This window comes from Amycolatopsis sp. NPDC059235 (genome assembly GCF_042754125.1).
GTDB lineage: Bacteria > Actinomycetota > Actinomycetes > Mycobacteriales > Pseudonocardiaceae > Amycolatopsis > Amycolatopsis albidoflava.
Window position 1 is genome coordinate 159,036 of record NZ_JBHZAG010000006.1, and the last position, 26,756, is coordinate 185,791.

General features: G+C 69.7%; 28 protein-coding genes. 17 read left to right on the top strand and 11 right to left on the bottom strand.

Annotated elements, in window-relative coordinates:
- Positions 1-10: 10 nt before the first annotated feature.
- Entirely contained in the window at positions 11-1,621 is a 1,611-nt protein-coding gene (locus ACFXI3_RS06500) for a KGGVGR-motif variant AAA ATPase (RefSeq protein ID WP_378398422.1), read from the bottom strand.
- Positions 1,622-1,625: 4 nt separating this feature from the next.
- Complete coding sequence (locus ACFXI3_RS06505) at positions 1,626-2,201, bottom strand: TIR domain-containing protein (protein ID WP_378398424.1); 576 nt, start codon at positions 2,199-2,201, stop codon at positions 1,626-1,628.
- 192 nt (positions 2,202-2,393) lie between these two features.
- Between ACFXI3_RS06505 and ACFXI3_RS06510 the strand changes: the two genes are divergently transcribed.
- Positions 2,394-3,362, top strand: coding sequence for an SEFIR domain-containing protein (locus ACFXI3_RS06510; RefSeq protein WP_378398426.1), 969 nt, complete (start codon positions 2,394-2,396; stop codon positions 3,360-3,362).
- Between the two features lie 288 nt (positions 3,363-3,650).
- Here the strand turns inward: ACFXI3_RS06510 and ACFXI3_RS06515 are convergent, their stop codons facing one another.
- Both ACFXI3_RS06515 and ACFXI3_RS06520 read right to left on the bottom strand, forming a co-directional pair.
- The gene (locus ACFXI3_RS06515) at positions 3,651-4,556 is read right to left on the bottom strand and encodes a serine hydrolase (RefSeq protein ID WP_344279412.1); all 906 of its coding nucleotides are present in this window, start codon (positions 4,554-4,556) and stop codon (positions 3,651-3,653) included.
- Positions 4,557-4,560: 4 nt separating this feature from the next.
- Positions 4,561-5,439: a LysR family transcriptional regulator gene (locus ACFXI3_RS06520; protein ID WP_378398427.1), complete on the bottom strand. Its 879-nt coding sequence runs from the start codon at positions 5,437-5,439 to the stop codon at positions 4,561-4,563.
- 111 nt (positions 5,440-5,550) lie between these two features.
- Between ACFXI3_RS06520 and bla the strand changes: the two genes are divergently transcribed.
- The 8 genes from bla to ACFXI3_RS06560 all read left to right on the top strand — a co-directional run bounded on the left by bla (position 5,551) and on the right by ACFXI3_RS06560 (position 11,347).
- Entirely contained in the window at positions 5,551-6,447 is an 897-nt protein-coding gene (bla, locus tag ACFXI3_RS06525) for a class A beta-lactamase (RefSeq protein WP_378398429.1), read from the top strand.
- Positions 6,444-6,965 carry a D-alanyl-D-alanine carboxypeptidase gene (locus ACFXI3_RS06530; RefSeq protein ID WP_344279404.1) on the top strand — a complete coding sequence of 174 codons (522 nt, stop codon included), beginning with the start codon at positions 6,444-6,446 and terminating at the stop codon, positions 6,963-6,965. Before bla ends, ACFXI3_RS06530 begins: the two co-directional genes overlap by 4 nt.
- Positions 6,966-7,098: 133 nt before the next feature.
- Positions 7,099-7,857, top strand: a complete 759-nt coding sequence (locus ACFXI3_RS06535; protein ID WP_378398431.1) for a hypothetical protein — start codon at positions 7,099-7,101, stop codon at positions 7,855-7,857.
- Between the two features lie 172 nt (positions 7,858-8,029).
- The gene (locus ACFXI3_RS06540) at positions 8,030-8,776 is read left to right on the top strand and encodes a hypothetical protein (protein ID WP_378398433.1); all 747 of its coding nucleotides are present in this window, start codon (positions 8,030-8,032) and stop codon (positions 8,774-8,776) included.
- A 169-nt stretch (positions 8,777-8,945) separates the two neighbouring features.
- Positions 8,946-9,677, top strand: a complete 732-nt coding sequence (locus tag ACFXI3_RS06545; RefSeq protein WP_378398435.1) for a hypothetical protein — start codon at positions 8,946-8,948, stop codon at positions 9,675-9,677.
- Between the two features lie 40 nt (positions 9,678-9,717).
- Positions 9,718-10,443, top strand: a complete 726-nt coding sequence (locus ACFXI3_RS06550; protein WP_344279393.1) for a decarboxylase — start codon at positions 9,718-9,720, stop codon at positions 10,441-10,443.
- 53 nt (positions 10,444-10,496) lie between these two features.
- The gene (locus ACFXI3_RS06555; RefSeq protein WP_378398437.1) at positions 10,497-10,859 is read left to right on the top strand and encodes a VOC family protein; all 363 of its coding nucleotides are present in this window, start codon (positions 10,497-10,499) and stop codon (positions 10,857-10,859) included.
- Positions 10,860-10,891: 32 nt separating this feature from the next.
- Complete coding sequence (locus ACFXI3_RS06560; RefSeq protein WP_378398439.1) at positions 10,892-11,347, top strand: MarR family winged helix-turn-helix transcriptional regulator; 456 nt, start codon at positions 10,892-10,894, stop codon at positions 11,345-11,347.
- Here ACFXI3_RS06560 and ACFXI3_RS06565 read toward each other — a convergent pair whose 3' ends face one another.
- A complete protein-coding gene (locus tag ACFXI3_RS06565) occupies positions 11,348-11,980 on the bottom strand; it encodes a hypothetical protein (protein WP_378398441.1) in 633 nt (210 codons plus the stop codon). It lies immediately after the preceding gene.
- Between the two features lie 129 nt (positions 11,981-12,109).
- Here ACFXI3_RS06565 and lexA point away from each other — a divergent pair, with 129 nt between their 5' ends.
- The gene (lexA, locus tag ACFXI3_RS06570; RefSeq protein ID WP_344279381.1) at positions 12,110-12,763 is read left to right on the top strand and encodes a transcriptional repressor LexA; all 654 of its coding nucleotides are present in this window, start codon (positions 12,110-12,112) and stop codon (positions 12,761-12,763) included.
- Between the two features lie 64 nt (positions 12,764-12,827).
- Here lexA and ACFXI3_RS06575 read toward each other — a convergent pair whose 3' ends face one another.
- The 4 genes from ACFXI3_RS06575 to ACFXI3_RS06590 all read right to left on the bottom strand — a co-directional run bounded on the left by ACFXI3_RS06575 (position 12,828) and on the right by ACFXI3_RS06590 (position 18,797).
- Positions 12,828-14,087: a Bcr/CflA family multidrug efflux MFS transporter gene (locus ACFXI3_RS06575; protein ID WP_378398443.1), complete on the bottom strand. Its 1,260-nt coding sequence runs from the start codon at positions 14,085-14,087 to the stop codon at positions 12,828-12,830.
- A gap of 104 nt (positions 14,088-14,191) precedes the next feature.
- On the bottom strand, positions 14,192-17,329 hold the full coding sequence (locus tag ACFXI3_RS06580) for a GH92 family glycosyl hydrolase (protein ID WP_378398445.1): 3,138 nt from the start codon (positions 17,327-17,329) through the stop codon (positions 14,192-14,194).
- A 121-nt stretch (positions 17,330-17,450) separates the two neighbouring features.
- Positions 17,451-18,314 (bottom strand): phosphotransferase, encoded by an 864-nt coding sequence (locus tag ACFXI3_RS06585; protein WP_378398447.1) that lies wholly within the window; start codon positions 18,312-18,314, stop codon positions 17,451-17,453.
- Between the two features lie 15 nt (positions 18,315-18,329).
- A complete protein-coding gene (locus ACFXI3_RS06590; protein WP_378398449.1) occupies positions 18,330-18,797 on the bottom strand; it encodes a glycine-rich domain-containing protein in 468 nt (155 codons plus the stop codon).
- A 163-nt stretch (positions 18,798-18,960) separates the two neighbouring features.
- On the opposite strand from ACFXI3_RS06590, the gene ACFXI3_RS06595 reads away from it, so the two are divergent.
- The 5 genes from ACFXI3_RS06595 to ACFXI3_RS06615 all read left to right on the top strand — a co-directional run bounded on the left by ACFXI3_RS06595 (position 18,961) and on the right by ACFXI3_RS06615 (position 23,452).
- Positions 18,961-20,154, top strand: coding sequence for a helix-turn-helix domain-containing protein (locus ACFXI3_RS06595; RefSeq protein WP_378398451.1), 1,194 nt, complete (start codon positions 18,961-18,963; stop codon positions 20,152-20,154).
- Positions 20,155-20,291: 137 nt separating this feature from the next.
- On the top strand, positions 20,292-20,600 hold the full coding sequence (locus tag ACFXI3_RS06600; protein WP_344279364.1) for a cupin domain-containing protein: 309 nt from the start codon (positions 20,292-20,294) through the stop codon (positions 20,598-20,600).
- Between the two features lie 79 nt (positions 20,601-20,679).
- Positions 20,680-21,507 carry a peptidoglycan-binding protein gene (locus ACFXI3_RS06605; protein WP_378398452.1) on the top strand — a complete coding sequence of 276 codons (828 nt, stop codon included), beginning with the start codon at positions 20,680-20,682 and terminating at the stop codon, positions 21,505-21,507.
- Positions 21,508-21,564: 57 nt separating this feature from the next.
- Positions 21,565-22,383: an LLM class flavin-dependent oxidoreductase gene (locus tag ACFXI3_RS06610; RefSeq protein WP_378398454.1), complete on the top strand. Its 819-nt coding sequence runs from the start codon at positions 21,565-21,567 to the stop codon at positions 22,381-22,383.
- Between the two features lie 46 nt (positions 22,384-22,429).
- On the top strand, positions 22,430-23,452 hold the full coding sequence (locus ACFXI3_RS06615; protein ID WP_378398456.1) for an NADPH:quinone reductase: 1,023 nt from the start codon (positions 22,430-22,432) through the stop codon (positions 23,450-23,452).
- Here the strand turns inward: ACFXI3_RS06615 and ACFXI3_RS06620 are convergent.
- Positions 23,445-24,305 (bottom strand): SDR family NAD(P)-dependent oxidoreductase, encoded by an 861-nt coding sequence (locus tag ACFXI3_RS06620; RefSeq protein ID WP_378398458.1) that lies wholly within the window; start codon positions 24,303-24,305, stop codon positions 23,445-23,447. The genes ACFXI3_RS06615 and ACFXI3_RS06620 overlap by 8 nt on opposite strands.
- Positions 24,306-24,372: 67 nt before the next feature.
- Between ACFXI3_RS06620 and ACFXI3_RS06625 the strand changes: the two genes are divergently transcribed.
- Positions 24,373-24,945: a TetR/AcrR family transcriptional regulator gene (locus ACFXI3_RS06625; RefSeq protein WP_378398460.1), complete on the top strand. Its 573-nt coding sequence runs from the start codon at positions 24,373-24,375 to the stop codon at positions 24,943-24,945.
- 25 nt (positions 24,946-24,970) lie between these two features.
- Here the strand turns inward: ACFXI3_RS06625 and ACFXI3_RS06630 are convergent, their stop codons facing one another.
- The gene (locus tag ACFXI3_RS06630) at positions 24,971-25,426 is read right to left on the bottom strand and encodes a MarR family transcriptional regulator (RefSeq protein WP_344279346.1); all 456 of its coding nucleotides are present in this window, start codon (positions 25,424-25,426) and stop codon (positions 24,971-24,973) included.
- Between the two features lie 96 nt (positions 25,427-25,522).
- Between ACFXI3_RS06630 and ACFXI3_RS06635 the strand changes: the two genes are divergently transcribed.
- A complete protein-coding gene (locus ACFXI3_RS06635; RefSeq protein WP_378398462.1) occupies positions 25,523-26,398 on the top strand; it encodes an alpha/beta fold hydrolase in 876 nt (291 codons plus the stop codon).
- The last annotated feature ends 358 nt before the right edge of the window (positions 26,399-26,756 follow it).

The following is a 26,756-nucleotide window of genomic DNA, read 5'->3' on the forward strand; positions in this document are numbered from 1 at the left end:
GCGGGTGCGGCTAGCTGCCGTTCACCCGCACGTCGAGCACTCGCTGGGCCCACGCCAGGGCGTTGCGGACCCGTTGCGGCGGCGGCACCGCGCCGTCGTCGTCGCGGCGCGGGCGCAGCAGCACGGCGAGGTCCGCGCCGAGTTCCTGCGCGCGCACGCTGTCCCCGGCTCCGACCGCGGCCAGCATTTCGCTGGCGAGATCGTCGACGACGTCCCACAGTCCCGGCCGCAGCCGGGCGTGCACCGCTTGCCGCAGAAGGGAAACCAAATCGGACTGGCCGGTGTCGACCAGTGTGCGGCCCGCGCCGATCTCGTCGGCGAGGCTGCGCGCGACCTTCGCCGGTCCGGTCGCCGGGCCGAGTCGCAGGTACCGCACGCTGCCGAGATAGCCGGACAGGTCGCGGGGGTCGGTGCCCTCGGTGAGCACCAGGATCAGCTTGCGGTCGTGGCCCAGCGTGCGGTGCAGGAACAGTTCCGCCTCCGCGGATTGCCAGCGGCTCGCCTTGCCGTCGATCACCAGGCACAGGTGCTGCGCCTCGGTTTCCGCCCGGCCGAGCCGCGACCGGTCTCCGGACAGCGATTTCCCCACCTGGACCCCGAGTTTCTCGAGTTCTTCCGCCACCGCCCGGGACGCCGTCAGGTTCGAGCGCGGCATGCTCACCTGGATGTCGTAGGCGAAATCCTCCTTCTGCGGGCGCACCGCGGCCACGTACGCGTCGCGGTTTTCCTCCAGCAACTCGGTGCGGTCAAAGGAATGCGCGATCACCGCGGCGACCGTTTCGAGCGCGAAGCCGACCTGGTCCGCGCCGGGGCTTTCCTCGTGCAGCACCGGAAGCTGCTCGCCGAAGGTCCAATACGACACGTACGGCAGGGTCAGGTGCCGGGCCATCGTTTCCGGCGCGACGTCCTGGTCGAGCCAGGGTTCGAACAGGCTTTCGGTCTCCTCGACGCAGAACTTCCGCCACTTCTCCGACCGGTCGTACTCCTCGCGCGTGTCGAATCGCGAGAGCACTGGCAATACCGGCAGCTGCGGACGGTCGTACGGCAGGGCGTTGCGGGCGACGTTGGCCCGTTTCGCGATGTCGACCGCGCCGCGGACGCTTTGCCGGTTCGCGGTGTAAAGGACGACGAGCCGGTCCGGCAGGTGCGCCGCGCAGATGCCGCCGACGTCGGAGATTCCGGTGCGGCTGTCGAGAAGAACGTAGTCGTAGTTCGAGGTCCAGTGCTCCCGGCACTTTTCGAGATACGCGCCGAAGCGGTCGTCGTACAGGCTTTCCCAGTCGATTCCCTGCACCTGCGCGGGATAGTCGAGGCTGTCGCGCCCGGCGGCGAGGAAATCCAGGGTGCCCGGCGAGTTGTCGCCCGCGGCCAGCCGGAGGATGTGCCGGTCCGGCCGGACGGTTCCGGCCCGGAAGTCGGCCACGAGGTCGACCACGCCGCCCTCCGGTTCGCGGTCCAGCATCGGGCGGAAGTAGTCGCTCAGGCCGGGCGCTTCGAGGTCCCAGTCGACGCACAGCACGCGATGGCCCCAGCGCGCGAGCAGCACGGCGATGTTGGCCAGCGCGAAACTGCGGCCGACGCCGCCCTTGAACGAGTAGAACGTGATCACAGTGCCGGTCATCGGCTCAGAATTTCGGGACGCGGGAGGTCGGCGGGTCGTCCGGGGCCGGGGTGAGCACGGGCCAGTCCGGCCGCCACGGAGGAGCCGCGCTGATCAATTCCTCCACCTCCGCGGCGATTTCGTTCATTTTGTCGTGGAAACCGATGTACTTGGGCGAAACCTGGAAATGCTCGTACGGATGGTTCCAGTCGGTCAGGTTCTGCCACCGGCGCTGATGCGCGAACGGCGGGAAATTCTTCGAATCGGCGTAGATCACCGGATAGATCAGCGTCGCCGGACGGTCGCCGCCGGCGAGTTTCTCCCGATGCGCCATCGACGCCCATTCGGCGAGGCACCATTCGTTGTAGAAGTACTGCCCCGACGCGACCGGGACGAGAATCCTGGTGCGCTGCAACGCGTTGCGCAGTTCGTCCGGCCAGCGGTCGCCGACCCGGACCGCACCGTCGAAGAACACCCGGACCTCCCGGTCGAGGTTTCCGTCGAGCAGTTCGCGCAGCCGCGGCTGGAAATGGTTGCGCACCCACCGGGCGATCGGATCCGCGGTCCGCAGATAACTGATGAAAACGTCGTAGTGGTACACCTGGGCAGCGCTCCCCGTCGACTCCCGCGTCCTGGCGATCCGACCTCTCGGCCCCCGACGATACCTTTGGCGGCCGCCTCGACAAGGGACAGATTCTGGACACTTTGTGGCCGAAAACCCGCGCCCGCCCGCCGGGTCCGGAACCGGGACCGAAACTGGACCGGTCGCCGCCGCCGGAATTCGAGGAGCCCGATGTCCGCCCCCGCCGCACCCCGGATCTTCATCAGCTACGCCCACGACACCGCCGCCGAGCACTACCGGCAGGTCGGGACCTTCGCCACCTTCCTCCGCGCCCGGATCGGCCTCGACGTCCGGCTGGACCAATGGGACGACTCCTCCCGGCTCGACTGGTCGGCCTGGGCGATCCGGAACATCCGCGCCGCCGATTTCGTGCTGGTGGTCGCCTCCCCGAACTACCGGCGGCGCGCGGACGGCGAGGCGCCCTTCGACGAGGGCCGCGGCTCCCAGTTCGAGGCGCGGATCATGCGCGACGCGCTCACCCGCGACCTGGAGCGCGAGACCAGCCGCATCCTGCCGGTGGTGCTGCCGGGCGCTTCCGTCGAAGACATCCCGGCGTTTCTCACCCCGTATTCCACCACGCATTACCGGGTCCCGGAATTCACCGACGACGGCGTCGCCGGGCTGATCTCCGCGATCACCGGACGCAGCCAGAACGAACGCCCGGTACGCGGGATTTGGCGCGGCGCAACGGATTCCGCGGCCGCACCGGTGCTGGCGACCGAACTGCCGTGGCACGAGAAGAGCGCCGACATCACGGCCGGCTCAGCGCGGATCGACGGGATCAGTTACGAGCACAGCGTCGTTTTCCGCACCTCCGGACCGACTTCCGGAGCGTGGGCGTTCGCGGAAATCGACCTCGGCGGCGCGTACGCGCATTTCACCGCGGTCGCCGGCGTGCTCGACGACGCCGAAGACGCGGCTTTCCAGACCGGCCTGTTCTGCATTCGGCTCGACGGGGAAATCCGCCACCTCGACCATTCCGCTTTCGGCAGCCCGCGCCACACCGAACTCGACGTCACCGGCGTCCGGCGGCTGCGACTGGAGATCCGCCGCCCCGCCGCGGGGGTCTCGCCGACGGGACCGGCCGCCGGGACCACGCGCCCCGCGGCACTCGCCTGGGGGAATCCGACCCTGCGCTGAACTGCTGTTTCCTGCTTCCGAGGAAACAGGAAACCCCTTGTCCGCCCTCCTTCCCGGATCGCATTCTGGGTGCACGCCGCTCGTTCCGGGCGGGTCGCCGAGAATCACGGAAAACCGGAAAACCGCGAATTCACGCTGTTTCGCGGCCGGGATTTTCCGTGCCTGGATCCGGGAGGGAGGTGCGCGGAAATGCAGACGCACGGAATCGTTCTCATCCTCACGCTGCTGGGCCTGGCCTGAGGCGGAGCCGGCCGGATTCGCCGCGAGGGCGGATCCGGCCGGACCGGCTTATCCGCGAGCCCGCAAATGGTCCCGCAACGCCCGCGCGACCCGCGCCATCAAGATCTCCGCTTCCGGCTGGATCGCCGCGGGCACCCGGGATTCGGTCAGCGCCGCGACCGCGAACGACTGGCCGTCCGCATGCTCCACCACCCCGATCTCGTGCCGCAAGTTCAAGAGAGTCCCCGTTTTCGACGACCACTTCGCGGAATCCGACGCGAAATCCGGTGCCAGCCGTTGCCGCAGCAGGTTGTCGCCCATCAGTTCCCGCACCCGCGCCGACACGTCCGGGTCAATCTTCGACGGCGTCCACAATGCAGTCAGCAGGTCGGCGAACGCGCGAGCCGAACCCGAACTCGCGCGCGAAACATCCAGTTGCCGCACCGGATGCCCTTGTCCCTCGGTCACCGCGCCGATCGCGAGCGAGTGCGCCAGATGCACGTCGGCCGCGGCGAATCGTTCCACCGGCGTATCGCTCAGCTCCCGCACCGAATGCCGCACCGAGATGCCGGCGATGCCCCAGTCCCGCACCGTCCGCGTGACCTCCGCGGGCGAGGTGAGAGCGAACAGTTCGTCGGCCGCGGCGCTGTCGCTGATCGAGGAAGCCAGGTACATCAGGTCAGCCACCGCGACCCGCGCCGGATGGCGAAAGCGCGACAGGCCGGTCGGCCCCGCGGTGTCGATGCGGTCGGGTTCGATCTCCACCTGCCGCGCGCCGTCCAGTTCGCCGCGCCGGATCCGGTCCTGGGTCACCGCCACGAGCGGGACCTTGACCAGCGACGCGGTCGCGAACTCCAGGTCGGGCTCGATCCCGATCTCGCGGCCGGACCCGAGGTCCCGGACGAGGAACGAGCCGCGCAGCCCGCCTTCGTCGAGTTCGTCCCGCAGCCGCGCCAGCAGCGCCTCAGTGTTCACCGCGTCAGTCTGCCGCAAGGCTCGCGCCGAGACAGCGGGCGATCGCGGCGCGCAGCGGCGTCCGCACCCGGTCGACGTCGTCGCCCAGCCCGGCCGCCACGTCGTACCCGCGCGCCAGCCGGACGCCGCCCGCCGGACGCCACGCCAATCCCAGTTCCCGCGCCTGATCCGCCGAGCACAGCAGCAGATCCGCCGACCCGATCACGCTCGCAGCGGCCGTCGTGAGCGTCCCGGCGACCTCGACCTGCGCGGGCAGCAACCCGGCCGCGTCCCGCGCGCGGAACACCCGGTCGCGAACATGCGGCACGTCGTCCTCCGGCTGCACCCACACCCGGCGGCGCGCACCGGCCGCCCGGCCCGCGCGCAGGGTTTCCAGGTACACCACGGCTTCGTCCGGCTCCGCCTCGCCGGCCAGCCCGAGCGGCACCGTCCACACCCCGTCTTCCGGCGGCACCGCGACGAGCGCGGCCCGCACTTCCTGCGTCCGCACCAGTTCCGCCCGCTCAGCCGGCCCGGCGACGCGAAACTCCAGGAACACCTCGACCGTCCGCGCCTGCGCCTCGAGCTCGGCGAGGTCGCGAGTGGTCGACGTGTCCGGGACCGCCAATCGCAACGGCCGCCGACGCGCGCGCTGAGCGTCGTGTTCCATCGCCTCAGCGAGGCGGACCAGGCGTTGCGCCGACGGAAGCAGGTCCCGCCCGAACGGCGTGAGCTGCGCACGCCGCGTGGACCGGTCGAACAGCCGCTCCCCCAGGTGCCGTTCGAGCGCGGCGATCCGGCGGCTCGCCACCGGCTGCGGGATCTGTGCGACCGCCGCCCCGCCGGTGAAGCTCCCCGCTTCGGTCACGCTCACGAACGCTTTGCAGCTGCCGACCAAGTCCACGACCAGAGCTTATGCCAGATTCGCATCATCTCGCACAAAAGTGTCTTGGCCCGCATGAACCGGCCGGGGGCACGCTGCTGGGGAGTTGATCGACTTCGGAGGGAGAACCCCGTGTTCCGCAGGCTGACCCTGGCCACGTTCGCATTGGTCGCGCTAGCCTCATGTGCCACACCAGCAACACCGGAATCCCCGGCGAGCGCGGCGCAGTCCGCCGCGCCGGTCGCGGCCAAAACCGTCGTCCAGCCGGATTTCGCCGCGCTGGAAAAGGCTTTCGACGCCCGGCTCGGCGTCTACGCGATCGACACCGGCGACGGCCGCGAGGTCGCCTATCACGCCGACGACCGCTTCGCCTACGCATCAACGCACAAGGTGTTCAACGCGGCAGCCATCCTGCACCGCGGGGACGATCTGACCCGGACGGTCACGATTCGGCAAAGCGATCTCGTGCCCAACTCCCCGATTACGGAGAAGCACATCGGGGAGCAAATGTCGTTACTGAGCGTCCTCGACGCTGCGCTGCGTTACAGCGACAACACTGCGGATAACCTCATGTTCCGCGAAATCGGCGGTCCCGCCGGGCTGGCCGCGGAGGTCCGCGGGCTGGGCGATACGGTCACCCACGTGGACCGCATCGAGCCCGCTCTCAACGAGACGAGCCCTGGTGACGTCCGGGACACGACCACCCCGCGAGTCTGGGCCAAGGACCTGCGCGCCGTCGCGCTCGACTCGGGACTCCCGGCGGACAAGCAGGCCGTGCTCACCAAGATCATGCGCGCCAACACCACCGGCGCGAACGTGATCCGCGCCGGCGTGCCCGCGGACTGGCAGGTCGCGGACAAGACCGGATCCGCCGATTACGCCACGCGCAACGACATCGCCGTGGTATGGCCGCCGAACCGGGCTCCGATCGTGCTCGCCGTGCTGTCCGACCGCCCGCGGAAGGACGCGAAGTCCGACGACAAACTGATCGCGCAGGCCGCCGCCGCGGTCGTGAAGGCGTTGCAGTGACCGGAATCTACCGAGTGATCACCCACGTGCTCGCGGTGCTTTTCGTGCCCGTCGCGTGGGTGGTCGCGCGGGGCCGGGCGCGGCACGTCGCGTGCCAGTGGGCGCTGGGGGCCCGCTATCCGGCCGAAAACCTCGCCGGGCTCACGCCCGGCACGCACGCCGCGTTCACCGCGGCGCGCACCGAAGCCTTGTGGCAGCACGGAATCCTGCTCGGCCTGACGTCCGGCCACCGCGACGCCGCCACGCAGGCCGACCTGTTCCACGCCGAAGTGCAGCGCGCCGGTTCGCACGAACTCGCCCTGCACCTCACGCTCCCGCCCGCGCAATCGCAGCACGTGCAAGGCGTCGCGCTCGACGTGCGGCCTTACGAAGGCGCGCAGTGGCTCGAAGTCCACGGTGGACGGTTCGGCCTGTATCGCGTGTACGACAACGAATGGTGGCACTTCGAGTACCACCCGAACGGCCGCCCGCAACGGCTGCCGCACCCCGGTTACGCGACGACCCGCGCCGCCAGCTGAGGCTGAATAGTCCACAGTGGACCCCGAAGTCACGGATATGTGACGAAACCGGGCAAGCCGTAACGAACCTCCGCATCGGGCGATAAGCGGATGTGCCCGGGGGCGTCCCGGGCCTGTCCCGAACGGAAATCGCATGATTCGCCCGGTCTCGAACCGTCTCTTCCTGCGCTACGGCACCGTCGCGGCCGCCGCCACGCTCGCGTGCACCGCCTGCTCCGGCTCCGGTTCCGGCGGAAACGCCGCGCAGCCGCCCGCCGCCGCCAGCCCGGCCGCGAGCTCTTCGGCCGCGCCGGCCGCCGCCCCTCCCGACGCCGCGACCGTCGGCGAAACCGTCAAGGCCGCGATGAAGAAGTCGACCGCGGTCCACGTCAAGGGCTCGAAGAGCGAAGACGGCAAGATGAAGGTCGACATGCAGTTCAACAAGGACAGCGTGAGCGGCTCGATCGAGAAGGACGGCGTCGAGGTCCCGGTGCGGCGCGTCGGCGACAAGGTCTGGATGCGGTTCAGCAAGTCGCTGACCAAGGAGGCCGGCCTGCCCGCCGAGGCCGCCGCGATGGTGAACGACAAGTGGGTGTCGCTCGACTCCCAGCTCGGCCAGGGTCTCGGCGAGGCGTTCAAGCTGTTCCTGGACTACGACGTCTTCGTCGGCTCCACGGCCGACGACGCCGCCAAGCCCGGCTACTCCGCGGGCGAACCCGCCGACGTCGCGGGCACTCCGGCGCTGCGGTACAAGAACGGCACCCGGACGATCTTCCTCGAGGCCGCCGGCTCGCACCGCTTGCTGCGCCTCGAATCCCCGTCGGAAGGCACCATGGAGTTCAGCGGCTGGGACCAGCCCGTCCCGGCCCAGGCCCCGCCCGCCGCGGAGATCTACTCCGGCCCCGGCTCCTGATCGGACTCCCCTCGCGCTCCCGCGCCGCTCGGGAGCGCGAGGCCTTCGTCCACTGTGGACAAAAGCGTCACGAATCCAATACAGAGCCAGACAGAGGCGTAACAGACCGCTGGACCAGGCGATAAGCGGATGCGCCCGGGGATGTCCCGGGCCTGTCCCGAACGGAAATCGCATGATTCGCCCGGTCTCGAACCGTCTCTTCCTGCGCTACGGCACCGTCGCGGCCGCCGCCACGCTCGCGTGCACCGCCTGCTCCGGCTCCGGTTCCGGCGGAAACGCCGCGCAGCCGCCCGCCGCCGCCAGCCCGGCCGCCAGCTCATCGGCCGCGCCCTCCGCCGACCCGCTCGACCCCGCGGCCATCAAGGCCGCGATGAAGAAAGCGACCGCGGTCCACGTCAAGGGCACGAACAACAACCGCGGCGAGATGAAGATCGACCTGCAGATGAACAAGGACAGCGTGAGCGGCTCGATCGAGCAGGACGGCGTCGAGGTGCCCGTGCTGCGCGTCGGCGACAAAGTCTGGATGAAGTTCACCAAGTCGCTGACCAAGAAGGCCAAGCTGCCCGCCGCGGCCGCCGCGATGGTGAACAACAAGTGGGTCTCGCTCGACTCCCAGCTCGGCCAGGGTCTCGGCGAGACATTCAAGCTGGTCACGGACTACGACGTCTTCGTCAGCGGCATGGCCAGCGAGACCGACCAGCCCGACTTCTCGACAGGCCAGCCCGCCGAAGTGGCAGGCACCCTGGCACTTCGGTACCAGAACGACAACACGACGATCTTCATCGAGGCCGTCTCGCCGCACCGCTTGCTGCGGATGGAGTCCCCGAAGGACGGCACGATGGAGTTCAGCGGCTGGGACCAGCCCGTCCCGGCCCAGGCGCCGCCCGCCGCGGAGATCTACTCCGGCCCCGGCTCCTGATCGGACTCCCCTCGCGTTCCCGCGCCGCTCGGGAGCGCGAGGCCTTCGTCCACTGTGGATCCGGATCACGGATCCATGACAGCGGCGGACAAGCCGTAACGGACGACTGGAGCAGGCGATAAGCGGATGCGCCCGGGGGTGTCCCGAGCCCGTCCCGAACGGAAATCGCATGATTCGCCCGCTCCACAAACGTTTCCTCCTGCGCTGCGGAGCCATCGCCGCCGCGCTCGTGTGCGCCGCTTGTTCCAGCTCCGGCGGCACTCCTGCCCAGTCGCCGGCCAGCGCGGCCCCGAGTTCGCCGGTCAAGCCGGCCGACGCGCCGCCGGACGCCGCGACGGTCGGCGACACCGTCTCGGCCGCGATGAAGAAATCGACCGCTGTCCACGTCAAAGGCAGCGACGGCCCGACGAAGTTCGACGTGCAGCTCAACAAGGACAGCGCGAGCGGATCGATCGAGAAGGACGGCGCGGAGATTCCGGTGGTCCGCGTCGGCGACAAGCTCTGGATCAAGTTCACCCGCGGGATGGCCAAGATCGCCGGGCGACCCGCTGGGGCCCGCTCTCCGCTGGACGACAAGTGGGTGTCCATGGACTCGCCGATGGCCCAGGGGTTGGGCGAGGGGGTCAAGATCTTCCTGGATCGCGACGTCCTCGTCGGCGCCATGGCCGACGACCTCGACCAGCCCGGCTACTCCGCGAGCGAACCCGCCGACGTGGCGGGCACTCCGGCTGTGCGATACGAGAACGGCGGCAGGACGATCTTCCTCGAGGCCGCCGGCTCGCACCGCCTGCTGCGGTACGAGTCCCCGAAGCAAGGCACGATGGAGTTCACCGGCTGGGACCAGCCCGTCCCCGCCAAGGCCCCGCCCGCCGCGGAGATCTACTCCGGCCCCGGCTCCTGAAGTTCTGCCAGCCGGGCGAACGAGTGCGACACTGCCCGAGATGATCGGTCTGCTGTATCCCACTCGCGATTGCGCCGAAGACGACTTCACCGCCCTGGCCGGGTGCCTGGACGCCCGGCCAGGCGTGGAATTCGCCTACGTGCCCTGGGCCCGGCGCGTGGTCGAGCGGGAAAACGTCCAGGCCGCCGTGCGCGAGCTGAGCGAACCGGACCGGCTGGTCCAGGCTGCGGGGACCTTCACGACGTCGCCGCGCGTGGTCAGCTGGGCATGCACGAGCTGCAGTTTCCTCGACGGCGTCGCCGTGGCCAAGACGCAGACCGACGCCCTGACGGACGCACTGGATGTCCCGGCGAGCAGCACATCGCTGGCGTTCCTCGCCGCCGCGCATCGGCTCGGTTTGGAGCGGATCGCGCTCGCCTCGGTGTACGCGCCCGAGATCACCGACGCGTTCGCGGCATTCCTTGCCGAGGAAGACATCGCCACCGTGCACGCCGTGTCGGCCGACGCCGGTTCCGACCGCGACCTGGCAACCTGGGACAGCGCCCAGATCCGCGACCTGGTCGATTCCGCGGCCTCCCCGGACGCCCAAGCCGTCCTGGTCCCGGAGACCGCCCTGCACACCGCGCCGCTGCTCGCCGAACTCGAAAAGCGCGCGGGAAAACCCGTGCTCACCGCGACGCAGGTGACGCTGTGGCACTGCCTCACCCTGCTCGGCCGACCAGCCGCCGGACCGGGTCTCGGCGCCCTTCTCGCCCATCCGCACTGATGTCCACTGTGGACAGATGAGTACCCGGGGCGGATCGCGGGTAGCCACCGATCATGAGCAGCCACCTGATCGCCGTCGCCGTCGACTGCCGGGACGCTGACGCGCTCGCCGAATTCTGGCGGGAAGCGCTGGGCTATCCGCGGGCCGAGCGGTGGCCGGACAGTCACGGACTCACCTACGTCGAACTGAAAGCGCCGGACCGGCCGTCGCTGCTGTTCCAGCCGGTGCCCGAGGGGAAGGCCGGCAAGAACCGGCTGCACCTGGACATCGCGCCGGACACGGTCGAGCAGCGCGACGAGGTCGCCCGCCTCGTGACGCTGGGCGCGAGAGTCATGGAAGATCCGGAAAACGACCACTGGATCGTGCTGAAAGACCCGGAAGACAACGAATTCTGCGTGCTGCCCCGGCGGTCCTGACCCGCGTCCGGCCGGGGGCTACGATCTTCGCCGTGCCCGACTCCCGAGTGCCCGCGCAACCCGACCTGGGGATGCTCGCCGGGCGACTGCTGTTCGCGGTGCAGCGGGAACTGTTCACCGCGCTGGCCGCCGAAGGCTTCGGCGACCTGAGCCCGCGGCACGGCGCGGTGCTCGCCTACCTCGGCCCGGACGGTGCGCGCGCGACGGAACTGTCCCGGCTGTCCGGACGGCGCAAGCAGGTCATCGGCACGATGGTCGACGAACTCGAAACCCTCGGCTACGTCGAACGCCGCCCCGACCCGGCCGACCGGCGCGCGAAACTCGTCTGCCCGACCGAGCGCGGGTCGGCCATGATCGGGGCCTCGACCCGCGTCCTCGCCGGGATCGAGGACCGGCACGCCCAGCGGCTCGGGCGGGGCGAGTACGCGGATTTCAAGCGGGCGCTGGCCGAGGTCACCGACCAGCAGCGGCATTTCGCGGGGCAGTGATCACTGGCCCGGGCGCCCCTGGTGCGGCGGACCCTGCGGAGGCCATTGCCCCGGCATCGGCTGCTGCGGATACTGCTGCTGGGGTTGCTGCGGGTACGGCTGCGGCACTCCCGGAGCGCCGTACTGCTGCGGATACTGCGGCGGAACCGGAGCCGGCTGCGGATATTGCTGTCCCATCGGAACCTGCGCCGGATACTGCGGCATCCCCGGAACCGGTGCCCCGTAAGGCATCCCGTAGCCCACGGGCGGAGGCGTCTTCGCCGACACCGCGGGCAGCCACAGCACCACCGCCAGGACGGTCATCAGGCCGAACGCGGCGCTGTCCCACCAGGAATGGGCAAGGATCACCCCGGCGAGCGAGCACACCAACTGCAGCGGCACGCCCCATAGCAGAATCCGGCCGACCGATTGCCGTCGCGCGAAAATCATCCCTATGCCGACGAGCACGACGATCGCCAGCACCAGGGACAACGCGAACAGGTAATCGGAGGCGCGGACGCGGCTTCCGCCGCTCACGATTTCCCCGACCGACCAGATTCCCCCGCGTACCGCGTAAATCTCCAGCACCACGAGCAACACCGCCACCGCGATGCCGATCCCCGTCACCTTCGGCCGTTCCCTCGGCTGAGTCATCCCCGGTCCCCTCCGTCACCCTCCGGAGGGACAAGCCTACCAACCGCATCCACAGTCCACAGTGGAGCAACCGCGGGAACAACGCCCCCGGCCCCCGCGACCGGCCCGGACGCCCTCTACGATCGGCCCGTGACCGCCTACGACGACGTCTTCGACCACCTCGACGCTTCGGCCCTGCCCGAGCGGCAGCAGCACATCCTCGCCACCATCCGGGACTGGGTGGGCCAGCACGGGTATTCGCCGAGCACGCGCGAGATCGGCGAAGCGGTCGGATTGCGGTCGACGTCCTCGGTGTCGAAGCATCTCGCCGCGCTGGAGGACAAGGGTTTCCTGCGCCGCAGCTCGACGATGTCGCGGCCGATCGACGTGCGCGCGTTCCTCGGCGACGTCCCCTCGCGCGACGGCGGCGACTCCGTGCCGGTGCCGGTGGTCGGCGACATCGCGGCCGGCACGCCGATCTCCGCGCTGGAGCACGTGGACGATGTCCTGCAACTGCCGCGCGGGCTCACCGGCCGCGGCACCGTTTTCGGGCTTCGCGTGCGCGGCGATTCGATGGTCGACGCGGCGATCTGCGACGGCGACATCGTGGTGGTGAAGCAGCAGCACGAGGCGCATTCGGGGCAGATCGTCGCCGCGATGATCGACGAGGAGGCGACGGTGAAGGTCTACCGCCGCCGCGACGGGCACGTCTACCTCGAGCCCCGCAACCCGGCCTACGACGTGATCGACGGCGACCGGGCCGCGGTGCTCGGCGTGGTCGTCTCGGTGCTCCGCAGCATGTGAAGGTCCGTGAGGGGAACCCCGAGGGAATCAGAGTCCCTCGGGGTTCCCCTCACGGACAGCGGGGTCAGTCGACCGCCACCGGAACCCTGGTGTCGACCAGTTCGTCCTGCTCGACCGCCCGGCCCTGCCACGGCCGCGCGATCAGCCACAGCACCAGCCCGGACACCACCAGTCCGCCGAACATCACCGTGGCCATCGCGGCCGCGTTGTTGCCCAGCAGGCCGACCACCGGCGAGACCGCCGCGCCGACGCCGAACTGCACCGCGCCCAGCAGCGACGCCGCCGTCCCGGCGTTGTTCCCGTGCGCGTCGAGCGCGACCGCGGGCGCGTTCGGCAGGATCAGCCCGGCGAAGAACAGCACCGCCCACACCGGCACCGCGACGCCGAACATGCCGCCGAACCCGGTCAGCGCGGTCGCCAGCAGCACCGCCGCCGAGCCCGCCGCGGCGAGGCTCGCCACGAGCAGCACCTGGTGCGGTTCGAAGCGGTTCATCAGCCGGGCGTTGACCTGCGTCGCGGCGATCAGCCACACCGCGCTCGCCCCGAACATCAGGCCGAACTGCTGCTGGTCCAGCCCGTACTGCTGCTGGAACACGAACGACCCGCCGCTGACGAACGCGAACAGCCCGGCCATCGCGAACCCGGCCACCAGCACCAGCCCGACGAACGAGCGGTCGGTGAACAGGCTCCGGTAGGACCGCACGGTCGCCCGGAGCTGGAACGGCTGCCGCCGAGCGGGCGGCAGCGTCTCCGGCAGCGCGAGCGCCGCCGCGATCCCGCTCGCCAGCCCGATCGCGGCGAGCACCACGAACACCCCGCGCCAGTGCGTCCACGCCAGCAGCGCGCTGCCGAGCGTCGGGGCCAGCACCGGGGAAACGCCCATCACCAGGATGAGCTTGGACAGCAGTTTCGCCGCGGCGCGATCGGTGTAGAGGTCGCGCACCACGGCCAGCGCCAGCACCGCGCCCGCCGAGGCGCCCAGCCCCTGCAGCACGCGCGCCGCGCTCAGCAGCTCCACCGTCGGCGCCACCAGGCACAGCAGCGACGCGACGACGTGGATCAAACTTCCCGCGACGAGCGGGATGCGCCGCCCCATCGCGTCCGAAAGCGGGCCGGCGATCAGCTGGCCGAGCCCGAGCCCCAGCACCGTTCCGGTGAGGGTCAGCTGGATCGTCGACTCCGTCGTCGACAGTTCGCGGGTGATGTCCGGCAGCGCCGGCAGATACATGTCGATGGACAGCGGCCCCAGTGCCACCAGAACGCCGAGCACGAGCACCAGCTTCAGCTGGCTCCCCGCGTTCGGCGCTTCGCGTGTTTCGTTCACGCCACTCCCCTTCGTCGTGAGCACTTGGGCACCTACGAAGAAGACGGCCGAGAAATTCCGGAACCCGCGAACAGATCACACCCTGGGAATCCTGCTTGACAAACTCACCCGAGGCCGAGGGCGAAAACGTGGAGGTCCGGATCGGCCGGAAGAGTCACCGTCGCGATCTTCTTGCCCGCCGGGATTTCCAGCGGCGACGTGGCGTAAACCGAGGCGCCGATTCCCTGGCCGCCGGGCTGATTCCGGTGCGCGGTGCGGGCCACGAGCGTATTGCCGAACACTGGTTCGGTATTTCCGCCCGGCAACACCCAGTCACCGAACGAAAGATCGGCGGTCGCCGTCGTGCCGTCGGTGAACGCGACGGTCGCGCTCCCGCGATGGTCTCCGTTCGTCGCCGAACCGACGAAAAGCAGGCGGCCGGCTGAAGTTCCACCCAGATCGAGCTTCTGCCCGGAGGCCACCGCGTTGTCCGGGCGGCCGGACGGCGCGGCGGGCCAGACGAACGTCGTACCCGCAGCGTGTCCGGTCGAACCCGGAGCGAGACCGGCGTCGGCCAGCGCTTTCCGCGAATAGCTGTTTCCGGCACCGTCGAAATTCGCCGAACCGCCGTCGCCGTCCTCGGAAATTCCGACGTTGCCGAAGGATCCGGCCAGGCTTCCCTTCGGCGCGACCAACACAATTATCGAGGAAGAAACCGAATGTCCCTGGCCGCGCAACGTTACGGGCACTTCGTAGTAACCCGCGCGAGTTCCCGCCGCGGCCGTAACGGTCAGATCCGTTTTCCCGCTTCCGGTGCGGTCGTCGAGCCGCACCGAACGCGGGCCGGACACGGTGATTCCGGCCGGGGCCGACGTCGCCAGGTTCAGCGAGCTCAGCTGTCCGCCGAGCCGCTGGCCGTTCACCGCGACGGTGCCGGAGCCACCCGGTTCGACGGTGACCTGGTTGGCCACCGAGGCGACGTACGGCTCCTCGCCGTCCCGATAGGACGGTGGCTGCGTGTTCGCGGCCCAGTTCCGGTCCGGCTGCGCGGACAGCGCGAAGTCGAGCCGTCCGCCATTGCGCGCCAGGTCCTGCGGCAGCGACGTCCGATCCCACCGATGCCCGTTGAGCGCCAGACCGTGGACGTACTGCGTGGTCGTCGAAGCGCCCGGCGCACGGAGGTCGAGGGTGCGGCCTCCCGGCAGCGTCAGCACCGCGCGCTCGAACAGCGGGCTGTGCACCGTGAGATCCGGCGTGCCCGGGGTCGACGGGTAGAGCCCGAGCGCGGCCCAGACGTACCAGGATGACTGCGCGCCGAGGTCGTCGTTGCCGGGTTCGCCGTCCGGCGTCGCGCTGAACAACGTGGTCGCGATCCGGCGCACCACTTCCTGCGTCTTCCACGGCTGGCCGACGTGGTTGTACAGCCAGGGCACGCCGAAATCGGGCTCGTTGCCCGCCCACATGTACGGCTCGTTCGGGCCGACGTTGAGCTTCTGGAAGAACGTGTCGAGCCGCGCGGACACCGCCGCCGGGCCGCCCATCGCGGTCACCAGCCCGGCCGTGTCCTGCGGGACGAGCCAGGTGTACTGCGCGGCGTTGCCCTCGTCGAAACCGTCCTGGCCGAAGGTGCCGGGCGCGGGCGGCTGGTACGCGGGACCGTCCGGGAAGCGTCCGTCCTGGCCGCGCGGCTGGAGGTAGCCGGTGGCCGGGTTGAACAGGTGCTGCCAGTTCTGGCCGCGTTCGGCGAAGTCGCGGGCGACGCCGCGGTCGCCGATCGCGCCCGCGAATTGCGCGATGGCGAAGTCGTCGATCGCCCATTCCAGCGTGATCGAGGCCCCGACGCGCGCGTGGTCGCCGCGGGAGGCGTCGTTGTTCGGCAGGTAGCCGCGCGCGAGGTAGTCCGCGATCCCCCGGCGTTCCTGGTACGCGCCCGGCGTCTCGTCCACCGACGTAGCGCCCTTGACCAGGTACTTCAGCGCGGTCTTGACGTCGAAGTCGCGCGCGCCGAAGGCGTAGAGGCTGGACAGCAGCGCGACCGAACTGTCGCCGGTCATCTGCCCGGTGTAGCCGTTGGCCATCGGCCAGCGCGGCCACCAGCCGCCCTGGACCGCGTCGTTGGTCAGCGATTGCGCCATGTCGCTGGCTTCCTTCGGGAACAGCATGCCGTGCAAGGGCGCGAGCGAGCGGTAGGTGTCCCAGTCGGAGAAGTTGGCGTATTGCGAGTGCCCGGCCGGGAGCGTGCGGACTTGATTGTCGAAGCCGATGTAGCGACCGTCGACGTCGTTGAACGTGTTCGGGTGCATCAGGCTGTGGTAGAGAGCGGTGTAGAACGTCTTGAGCTGCGCGGAATCCTTGCCCGCCACGCGAATCCGGCCGAGCGCGTCGCGCCAGGCGTCCCTCGTCTTCTGGCGCATCGCGGTGAAGTCCCAACCGGGCTCCATGTTCTCCTTCGCGCCCTGAACGTCCACATAGGACATCGACACCTTCGCGCGGACCGCGCCCGCGTCGCCGAACGTCAGGTACGCACCCGCTTTCGGCGCGTCGACCTGATCACTGCCCGGCTGGACGGTCTGGCCGTCCCAGGTGCCGTGCGCGGTAAACGGACGGTCGAAGGTGATGTCGTAGTAGACGGTGTACTTGTTCGACTTGCCGCAGAAGTGCCCAGTCGTCGCCTGCCCGCTGACCTCGCGGTCGCCGGTGATCCGCAGGCCAGCAGCGGAGTTGCCCGCGAGACTCGCGCCGCCCTTCACCAGCACCTGCGCGTTCTGCCCGGCGGGGAAGGTGAACGCCGCCATCCCCGTGCGCGTGGTCGCCGTCAGCTCGGTGCGCACGCCGGAATCGGGAAACGTGACAGCGTAATAACCGGGTTCCGCCTGCTCACCGTCGTGCGTGAACCGCTCGACGCGGTCCCACGGCTTCGCCCCGACATCGCCGGTGACCGGCAGAATCGGGACGTCGCCGAACGCGTTGCAGCCGACCGACGCGTGGTCGAGGCTGAAGCCGCGGATCTTGTCGCTGTGATACTGGTAGCCGGCGTAGGACCCGTCGGTGTCCGGCGAAAACTGCATCATCCCGAACGGCGCGGCCGGCCCGGGGAAGTTGTTGATCTCGCCGACCGAGGTGCCGCCGCGCCCGGTGCCGACAAGCGGATCGACGTAAGCCGCCGGGTCGCTCACCAGCGGGACCTGCGGCGCGGCCGCCGCAACGCTTCCCGCACCGACGACCGCCGCCGTCACCAACGCTGTCACGACTGAGTACCGCACGCTGCCTCCCAGACCTCGTGTTGTCCGACCTTTCCGGCTGGCGGGCGGCGAGGTCAACGGAATGACAGAGATCTGGCCGGTTTTGTGCGGACAGACATCCGACAGGTTGCCTGGGAGGCGGTCAAAGCGCCAGGCGATGCCGGACGTAGCGCCGCGCGACCTCGGTCAGCCGGGGGAAAGCGCCCCGATACGTCCACATGCCCAGGACAAGGACGGAAAAAGCGGTGATTCCCCGGTCCGGGGCGTCGCGGTAGGCCGGAATCCGCCGAGCCCACTCCTCGGCCTGCGCCGGAGTGTGACCGTCCGCGACGAGCCGCAGGACCAGTGACGTCGCGTCGAGCCAAGGCGCGCCGAGGCTCGACCAGGCCCAGTCGACGACCCGAGCCCGGTCGGACACCAGGATGTTCAGCGGATGAAGGTCGCCGTGCACAAGGCTGTCGCCGCGCACCCAGTCGATTCCCTGGCGCTCCCGCTCCACGAGTTCGTCCAGATGCCGCCGATCCCAAAGACCCAGTTTGCCGTCGGGCTGCTTCGACAGCCGACGCCACGGGCTCGACCAAGCCCACTGCTCGGCGGCTGACGGAAGGTCCAGCGAACATCCCGCCAGCGCCTGCGCCATCGTCACCGCGGCGTCCGCGACCAACGGGAGATCGGGCGAGCCCGGCTCGAGGTTCGCATGCCGTCCCGCGACGTGTTCGAAGCCCAGCAAGGACCATCCGTCCGCCTCGGCTTCCCAGAGAAGGCGCGGAGCGACAGCATGCGGCAGGCCCGGATTCGCCTTGGCCTCGATCCGCTGCATCCGCTCCTGGCGGGTTCCCGCCCGGACCCCCTTGACGAAGAAGCGTCCCCGCTCGGCCTGAAGCGTCGCCAGGAAGTCCGAGTTCCGTCCGTCGGACGGGGAAACGGAGCTGGAAACCTTTCCCGTTTCCTTCTCGACCGCCCGCCGCACCGGGGCAGGAATGTCCTCCCAGGCTCGGCTGGACATTGCCTTCCCTTCGCGTCAGCACGACGCCGACGGCGGCGGATCGTCGGTGCATCCGTTCTTGCACTGTGAGCACTTCGCGCACTTGGCGGCCGAAGTAAACCACAGCTCGGGATCCACGGCGAAACCTGCCGCCTGAATCGCGGACGTCGTGCGATCCATCTTCTCGGCGAAGGCCGCGCCTCCGCCCTCGGCCTCGTCGTCAGGTACGTGATGGATGAATCCTCCCGAGATCCGCTCGCAGAAATCCGCGTATTCGCGGGTATAAAGGACGAACGCGTGCCACCCGATATCGACAATTTCGCTCGGAGCCAACGGCCGGGAAGTCCGTGCACAGGCTGCGAGGAAAGCCAGCGCCTGGTCCATGACGCGCGCCGCGTATTCGCGCGGCCAGGTGTTCTCTTTCGCGATCCGGGCGACGAGACGAGCGAACAGCGCTTCGGTGACAAGGCCCTTGCCGGCGAGGTCGTCTACTGCGATAGTCATGTTGTTTCCCCTCTGCTTCAAGACGGCCCAAGGGCATCGCCCCTGACGCCTTTCCCGCACTCGGCCGCGACGCTACGACAAGCCCGGCGCGGGAAGTGACAGGAAAATGACAACCCGAATAGAGCACTCGCCAGGCATCGGGAAATTGCGGAACGATGCTCTCGTGGACTCTGGAATCGGTGGGCGGATCGCTGCGGCCCGGAAGCTGGCCGGCCTGACGCAGCATGCTCTGGCACGCAGGATCAGCTACAGCACGAGCATGCTCTCGAAGGTGGAACGCGGGGAGGAAATCCCGGCGCCCGAGTTCCTCGGCCGGGTCGCCGACTCCCTCGGAGTCCGCGTCGAGAGGCTGGCCTGGAACAGATTCGAGTGGCGGCGGGAGGACGACGAACTCGCCGCCCGGCTGTCGCCTGTCCGTGCCGCGCTGGACCTGCTCGATCTCCCGCCGGACTCGGCTGTCGCGCCGCGCCCGCTCGCTGTGCTTCAGGCCGATGTCCGGTATCTCAACCGGCTCGCGCAGGCCGCGCAGTACGAGCCGATGATCGCGCTGCTGCCCTCCCTCGTCGCCGAGTTGCACATCGCCGCCGAGAGCTGCGCCGGACAAGACCGGCATGACGCATGGGCGCTCCTCGCACTGACGACTCGCTGCGGCCATTCGGCGGGGATCGCCGTCGGAGACAACACGCTGTCGGTGAACGCGCTCGGCAAAATGGATTGGGCCGCGCGGCAAGCCGGAGGTCGCGCGCCCGGCCTCCGCGCTGCCCGGGAATACCTGCGGGTGACCGCATACCTTCGCGACGAGGACTATGCGGCGTGCTGGCGGTTGAACAACGCAGGCGCAGCGCTCCTGGACGGCGCGGAGGACGCTCCGGGAGCGCTGGTGGCTCGAGGACAGCTGCATCTCGGCGCATCGGTGATCGCAGCTCGCACCAGGGACCGCGACGCCATGACGGGCCACCTCGAGGAAGCTGCCCGGATCGCCGCGTTGACGGGAGAAGAGCCGGAAACCTTCTGGTTCGGCTTCGGACCCGCGAACGTTCAAGTCCACCGCGTGGTGACCTTCGGTGCCCTCGGGGAGCACAACCTGGCTGTCGAAGCCGGCCGGGGGCTGCGGATCCCGGCCGGCTGGCTTCCCACCCGGATCGGGCATCACCATCTGGACATGGCCCGCTCGTACCGTTGGCTGAATCAGCCGGAGAAGGCGCTGAAACAGCTGCAACGCGCACGCATGGTCGCGCCGGGTCAAGCCCGGAGGCACCCGATGACCCGCGAAACAGTCTCGGCGCTCGTCCGTTCCGCGCGGCGGCAATCGGAGACGCTGACGAGCTACGCCGCGTGGCTCGGTTTGAAGCTCTGAGATCTGCGATCTCTCGATCCGCTCGATGCCATGGCGAACGGCACTCTGGCGCGCCCAAGCCAACGCCACCACCACCCAGCCGGGATCCGCCCGATTTTCGCCCCAGCCACCGCCCCGGCGGGCTAACGTTCACGGACATGACTGAACCCGCAACCCGGGACGTCGAGGGCTACGAAGTCGGCTCCAGCGTCTCCGTCATCCGCGAGTACGAAACCGAGCCCGGCTCCGGGCCGCGCCTCCACCGGCATCCTTACCGCGAAACCTTCGTCATCCAGCGCGGCCGCGCGTTGTTCACCATCGGCGACGAGCAGCGCGAAGGCGTCGCCGGGGACGTGCTAGTCGCGCCGCCGGACATGCCGCACAAGTTCGTCTCGCTCGGGCCCGAACCGTACGAGGCCGTGCACATCCACGAGAACGACCGGTTCGTCACCGAGTGGCTGGAGTGAGGTCGGGGCGCATTTGTACGTCCCGTGTATCCCGCTCGGCGATGCTCGGCCCGGACCGACCAGGACCGGGAGGACACGGATGCTCAGGAAACTCGCAGTGCTCACCGCCGGGGCCGCGGCGGCGGCCACGGTCGCCGTCGCCGCTCCGGGCGTAGCCGCGGCGCTGCCGGCGGCGAACATGGAAGCCGTGCTGCTGGCGGCCCAGATCGACCCGCAGCGCGCCGACAGCACGCAGACGCCGGGCGCGCACGACAGCGTCCTGCTGGTCGAGAAGGCGTTGCAGGCCAAGGGGCTGCTGGACGCCAAGTACGTCGACGGCTACTTCGGGACCACCACGATCGACGCCTACTCGAAGTACCAGAAGTCCCTCGGCTACACCGGAATCGACGCCTCGGGCCTGCCCGGCAAGACGTCGCTGGAGAAGCTCGGCTCCGGCCGGTACACCGTGTCGAACCCGGTATCCGCGGGCAGCCACGTGACCTATCACGGCGTCACGCTGAACACGCGCACCAAGGCGATGCTTCAAGCAGCCGAAAAGCTGTTCGGCAAGGACGTCGGCCTCACGCAGGGTTCGTACAACCCGGGCGGCGTCGGCGCGTCGGCCGGAACGCACGACGGCGGCGGCGCTTTCGACGTTTCGGTGGCGGACATGTCCTCGGCGACCCGCACCGAATTCGCCAAGGACCTCCGGAAGGTCGGGTTCGCGGCCTGGGTGCGCACACCCTCGCAAGGCGACTGGGGCTACCACATCCACGCGATCGCGGTCAACGACCCGGACCTGTCCTCGGGCGCGCAGCACCAGGTCGGAGCCTATTACCTCGGGCAGAACGGCCTCGCCAACCACGGCAAGGACGACGGCCCCGCGGTCAACCCGAAGCTGACCTGGGAGCAGTACCAGCGCGGCTGACTCACCCGGCTGCCGCATTTGCTGGCGCGAGTGCGGCGGCCGTGGTTTTCTGGTGCCATGGCGGGAAAAACTTTTCGGTTCGGGGTTGTCGCGGCGCCGCAAGAAGGCGGGGCGAAATGGCGGGAAACCGCACGGCGCGCGGAGGATCTCGGATATTCGACCCTGCTTTCGCCGGACAATCTGCATCTTCCGACCCCGACCGCGTCGCTGGCCGTCGCGGCGGCGGTGACGACCGAACTGCGGGTCGGGACGTTCGTCTTCGCCAGCCCGCTGCGCACGCCGCGCGCGGCGGCGTGGGAGGCGCACAGCCTCAGCGTGCTCACCGACCGCCGGTTCGAAATGGGGATCGGCACCGGGATTCCGCTGATGCGCGAAGCCGCCGCCGAGCTGGGCCTGCCGTACGGCACCGGTCCGGAGCGGCTGGCCCAGGTGTCGGACACGATCTCGCACCTGCGCCGTCTCGACGGCGATGAGCACACGCCGGTGATGGTCGCCGCGGGCGGGCCGAAAGCGCGTCGGCTGGCAGGCGAACGCGCGGACGTCGTCACCCTCGCCCACAGCATCCTCGCGAGCCGGGCGGAGACCGCCGAGTACGCCGCCGAGATCCGGGCCGCGGCCGGCGGCCGGGAGGTCGAACTGGCGATGAACATTTTCGTCGTCGGCGAGGAAATCCCGCCGTGGATCCGCACCTTCATCGGCCACGACATCGAGACCCTGATCGAGCACGATTCGCTCACCCTCCTGCGCGGCGGACCGGCCGCGATGGCCGAGGAGCTGCAGCGGCGGCGCGAGGAACTCGGGGTGTCGTACTACAGCGTAAACGGCGCTTTCCTCGAGGACTTCGCCCCGGTGGTCGCGCGGCTCGGCGCGCGCTGACGCGCGCGGCGGGAATAGCCGCGCCCGCCGGTGAATTGCACCGAGGGTGAAAGCTGTGACCTACCGCCAGTTCGGCGGCCCGGAAGTGCTGACGTTGTCCGAACTCGCCGTGCCCGAGCCGGGGCCGGGCGAGGTGCGCGTGCGGATCGCGGTGTCCGCGGTGAACCCGACCGACTGGAAGGCGCGCTCCGGCTCTCGGTTCGGCGTCGAGGCGGAGCTGTCCGTGCCCAACCAGGACGGGGCCGGCGTCGTGGACGCGATCGGCGCCGGGGTGGACGGATTCTCCGTGGGCGACCGGGTGTGGCTGCTGCTGGCCGCCGCGCACTCGCCGTTGTCCGGGACCGCGCAGGAGTACACCGTTCTTCCGGCGGACCGGCTCGTGCCGCTCCCCGACGGAATCGGCTTCGACGAAGGCGCCGCGTTCGCGATCCCGGCGCTCACCGCGCACCGCGCGCTCACTGTCGCGGAGGACGGACCGCAGCGGCTGGCTCCGAATGCGTTGGCCGGCAAGACTGTTCTGGTCAGCGGCGGCGCGGGCGCGGTCGGCAACGCCGCGATCCAGCTGGCGCGCTGGGCCGGAGCGACCGTGATCGCCACCGTCAGCACCGAGGACAAGGCCGCGCTCGCGCGTGCCGCCGGTGCGCAGCACGTCGTGCGGTACACCGAAGGAGATGTCGCCGCGGCGATCCGGGAAATCGCGCCGGACGGCGTTGACGTGATCGTGGAGGTCGCCGTCGGCGTGAACGCTCCCCTGCACGCCGCGGTACTTCGCCCGCGCGGGGTCGTCGCGGCCTACGGCGACGACCGCGGAACCGGGACCGTGACTGTCGACTTTGGACAGAACGTTTTCCTCAACAGCCGCTACCAGTTCCTGGTGCTCTACACCGTCGGATTCGACCGCCTGCGCGCCGGAGCGGAAGACCTGAACGCCGCCCTGGCCGACGGCGGACTCCGGCTCGGCCCCGATCACGGCCTGCCCGTGCACCGGTTCCCGCTGGCGGAAACCGCTCGCGCGCACGAGGCGTCGGAAAAGGGCGTCACCGGGAAGGTGCTGATCGACGTCAGCTGATCGACGGCTCGACTCCGGTCAGCTCCACGCTCGCCGCCCACAACCGGGCGGCGGCTTCGGCGTCCGCGTACGGCCCGCGCACCGGCTCCGGCCGGGGCCGTCCTTTGAGACCGAACACCCGCGGACCCCAGATCTGGCCACTGTGGACATCCGGCCCGACCGCCGCCCGCACCGCTGGCCGCGCGCCGCCGTCCTTGCCCTGCAAGGCAATTCGCGCGAGGCTCAGCTTTTGTTTCGTACTGCGCACATGCAGCGGCGGCCGGTCCGGAGTCAGACTGTCCAGCGCCCCGCCAGGATGCGCGACGACACTCAGCCTGCTGCTGCCCGCTGTCCTTAGCCGTCGATCCAACTCCAGCGCGAACAACGTTTGCGCGAGCTTCGACCGTTCGTACGCAGTTTTGGGCTGGTAATCGCGCATGCTCTGCAGATCCTCGAAATCGAGCTTCGCCGACTTCGCCGCGAAGCTCCCTGTCGTCACAATCCTCGCGCCCGGCTTCAGCTGATCTTGAAGCGCCGCAGTCAGCGCGAAGTGCCCGAGGTGATTGACCCCGAACGTCATCTCGTGCCCGTCCTTGGTCTCCCGCCGCTCGGGCCCGTCGAGATACACGCCCGCGTTCAGCACGACCGCGTCGAGTTCGCCGACCTCGACTCCCTTCACCGAAGCCAAGTCGGCAAGGTCCAGCCGCGCCCACGACACGCGCGCCCCCGGCACCCGCTCGCGGAGGACCTTCAACGCGACCTCCGCCTTCGCCGGGTCCCGGCTGCCGAGCACCACCTCCGCTCCCGCCTCGGCCAGCTGCTCCGCGACGAAGTAGCCGATCCCGGCATTGCCCCCGGTCACCAGCACCGCCATGACACCCTCCTAAACCTGAAGTGATTCCAACTTTAAACCCACTTCAGATTTGGGTACAGTGGGGGTCGTGGTCAACACCGGACGGCGCGAACGCCGCAAGCTCGAAACCCGGCGCAGGCTGGACGAGGTCGCGCTGCGGCTGTTCCTGGCGCACGGCTACGACGGAGTGACCGTCGCGCAGATCGCCGAAGAGGCCGACATCTCCGTCGCGACCCTCTTCGCCCACGTCCCGGACGGCAAAGACGCCCTGATCTTCGACGACGGCTCAGAACGCCGCGCGGGAATCGTCGCCGCGGTCCGCGACCGGGACGAGCCGATCCTCGCCGCCCTGCACCGCTTCTTCGCCGCGCGCGGCCCGTACTCGACGGACATCCCGCCGGAGCACGCCCCGAAACGCGACCTGATCGTGCAAACGCCGGCCCTGCGCGAGTACGCGCGGAAGCTGTGGCATTCCTGCGAACCCGGCCTGACCGCCGCGCTCGCTGACGACAGCGGCCTTCCGCCGGACGACCCAGCCGTACGTGCCTTGGCGCGGTTCGTGCTGGAAATCCCAGATCTCACCGGTACCGCGCCAGATCCCGCCGCAGCGCTGGCTTCGGTGTTCGCACTGCTGGAATCCGGCTGGCCGCCGCGCACCTGACCCCAGCCTCTCCCGGGGCTTGCGCTCAGTCCTGCAAGTCGTCGGCAGTGAACGAGCGGTGCTCGGTGAGCTGCGCCAGGTGCGCTTCCAGGGTCTCGAGCTGCGCGGGTCCGATCCGGGTTGCCCAGCGGCTGCGCACGTCGTCGAACAGGGCGCCGCCGATGGCCATCAACTCGTGGCCTCGCGGGGTGACCCGCACCCGCTTGCGGCGCGCGTCGCTCGGGTCGGGCTCGCGGTCGACGTAGCCGAACTCCTCCAGTGCGGCGATGGTCTGCGCCGCCGCCTGCTTGGTGACCGACAGCCGGCGACCGAGTTCGGACGCGGTGTCCGCACCCGCGTCCACGGCGCGCAAGGCGAACTCGTGCACGGGGCGGACGCCCGCGTGGCCGCGCTTCGCGAGCTCCGCGTTCACCTCGTCGACCATGGAGTGGAACCCGCCGAGCAGCAGAAGCGCGAGCTCGGCACCACTGGACTGCGCCATGCGGCCGATCATACGAGGCCCCGCCATATAGACAAGTTACTTGTCCATCTCCTAGAGTTCGACAAGTTACTTGTCTATCGACTCGAAGGGGTCTCCATGAACCGCCTCGCCGCAACCATCCCCGGTGTCGACCACCACCGGATCCGCCTGAACGGCACCGAACTGCACTACGTCGCCGCCGGCACCACCGGGTCTCCCGTGCTGCTGGTGCACGGCTTTCCGGAGACCTGGTGGGTGTTCCGCAAGCTGATCCCCCTGCTCAGCCGGCACCACCGGGTGTTCGCTGCGGACCTTCGCGGATTCGGCGACTCCGCCACCGCCACGCCCGAGCACGACAGCACGACCGCGGCGAAAGACCTCGGCGACCTGATCGCCCGCCTGGACGTCGGCCCGGTCCACCTCACCGGCCAGGACATCAGCGGCCCCACGACGTTCCGCGTCGCCGCGACCCGCCCGGAACTCGTCCGCAGCTACACCGGAATCGAGACCGCGCTCCCGGGATTCGGCGCCGAGGCGCTCGCCGACGTCGCCCACGGCGGCGCCTGGCACATCGGCGTTCTCGCCGCCCCCGGCATTCCGGAGATGCTCCTCGCCGGACGCGAGCGCGAGTTCCTCGCCGACTACGCGATCCCCTCGCTCGCCGCGAAACCCGACGCGTTCACCGACGCCGACATCGACGAGCTCGTCCGCTCCTACTCCCGGCCCGACGCGTTCGCCGGCGCCGCGGGCCTGTACCGGTCGCTGCTCTCCGAGGGCGAAGAACTCCGCGCGCTCGCGGCCCGCAAACTGGACATGCCCGTACTCGCGGTCGCAGGACGCTCGGCGAACTTCACGCCCGCAACGCTGCGGCAGGTCGCCAGCAGTGTGACCGCCGTGCACATCGAGCGGATCGGCCACTACGTGGCGATGGAGGCCCCCGACCAGCTCGCGGCCGCGCTCCGCTCCTTCTACGCGGACATCGACCGGAAATGACACCTCGATTTCACTGCGGGGCCACAAATCTCGTCGTCGGCCATAGCGAGGTCCCAGCCGTCCGCCCGCATTAGGCGGTACCGCCCCAACGCGGCGATGCGATAACTTCCGCTGCGTCCGCCCCGCCCGCGTCCCGTCCCGCGCGACTCACCGGCAAACGCCGGAAACCCCGTTCCCCCCAACGGACCCGCCGGTTCCCCGAACCGGCCGCCACCCCCTTCCCCGGCCGTTACCACAGCCCGCGGATCAGGCGAAACCTGACTTTCGCAGGTATCGCCGAGACTCCGGTCACCGGTATACCTGACACCGGTCCAGGAAAGGTCTGGACCACTCTGCGGACGGTGGCGATGTCCGAACG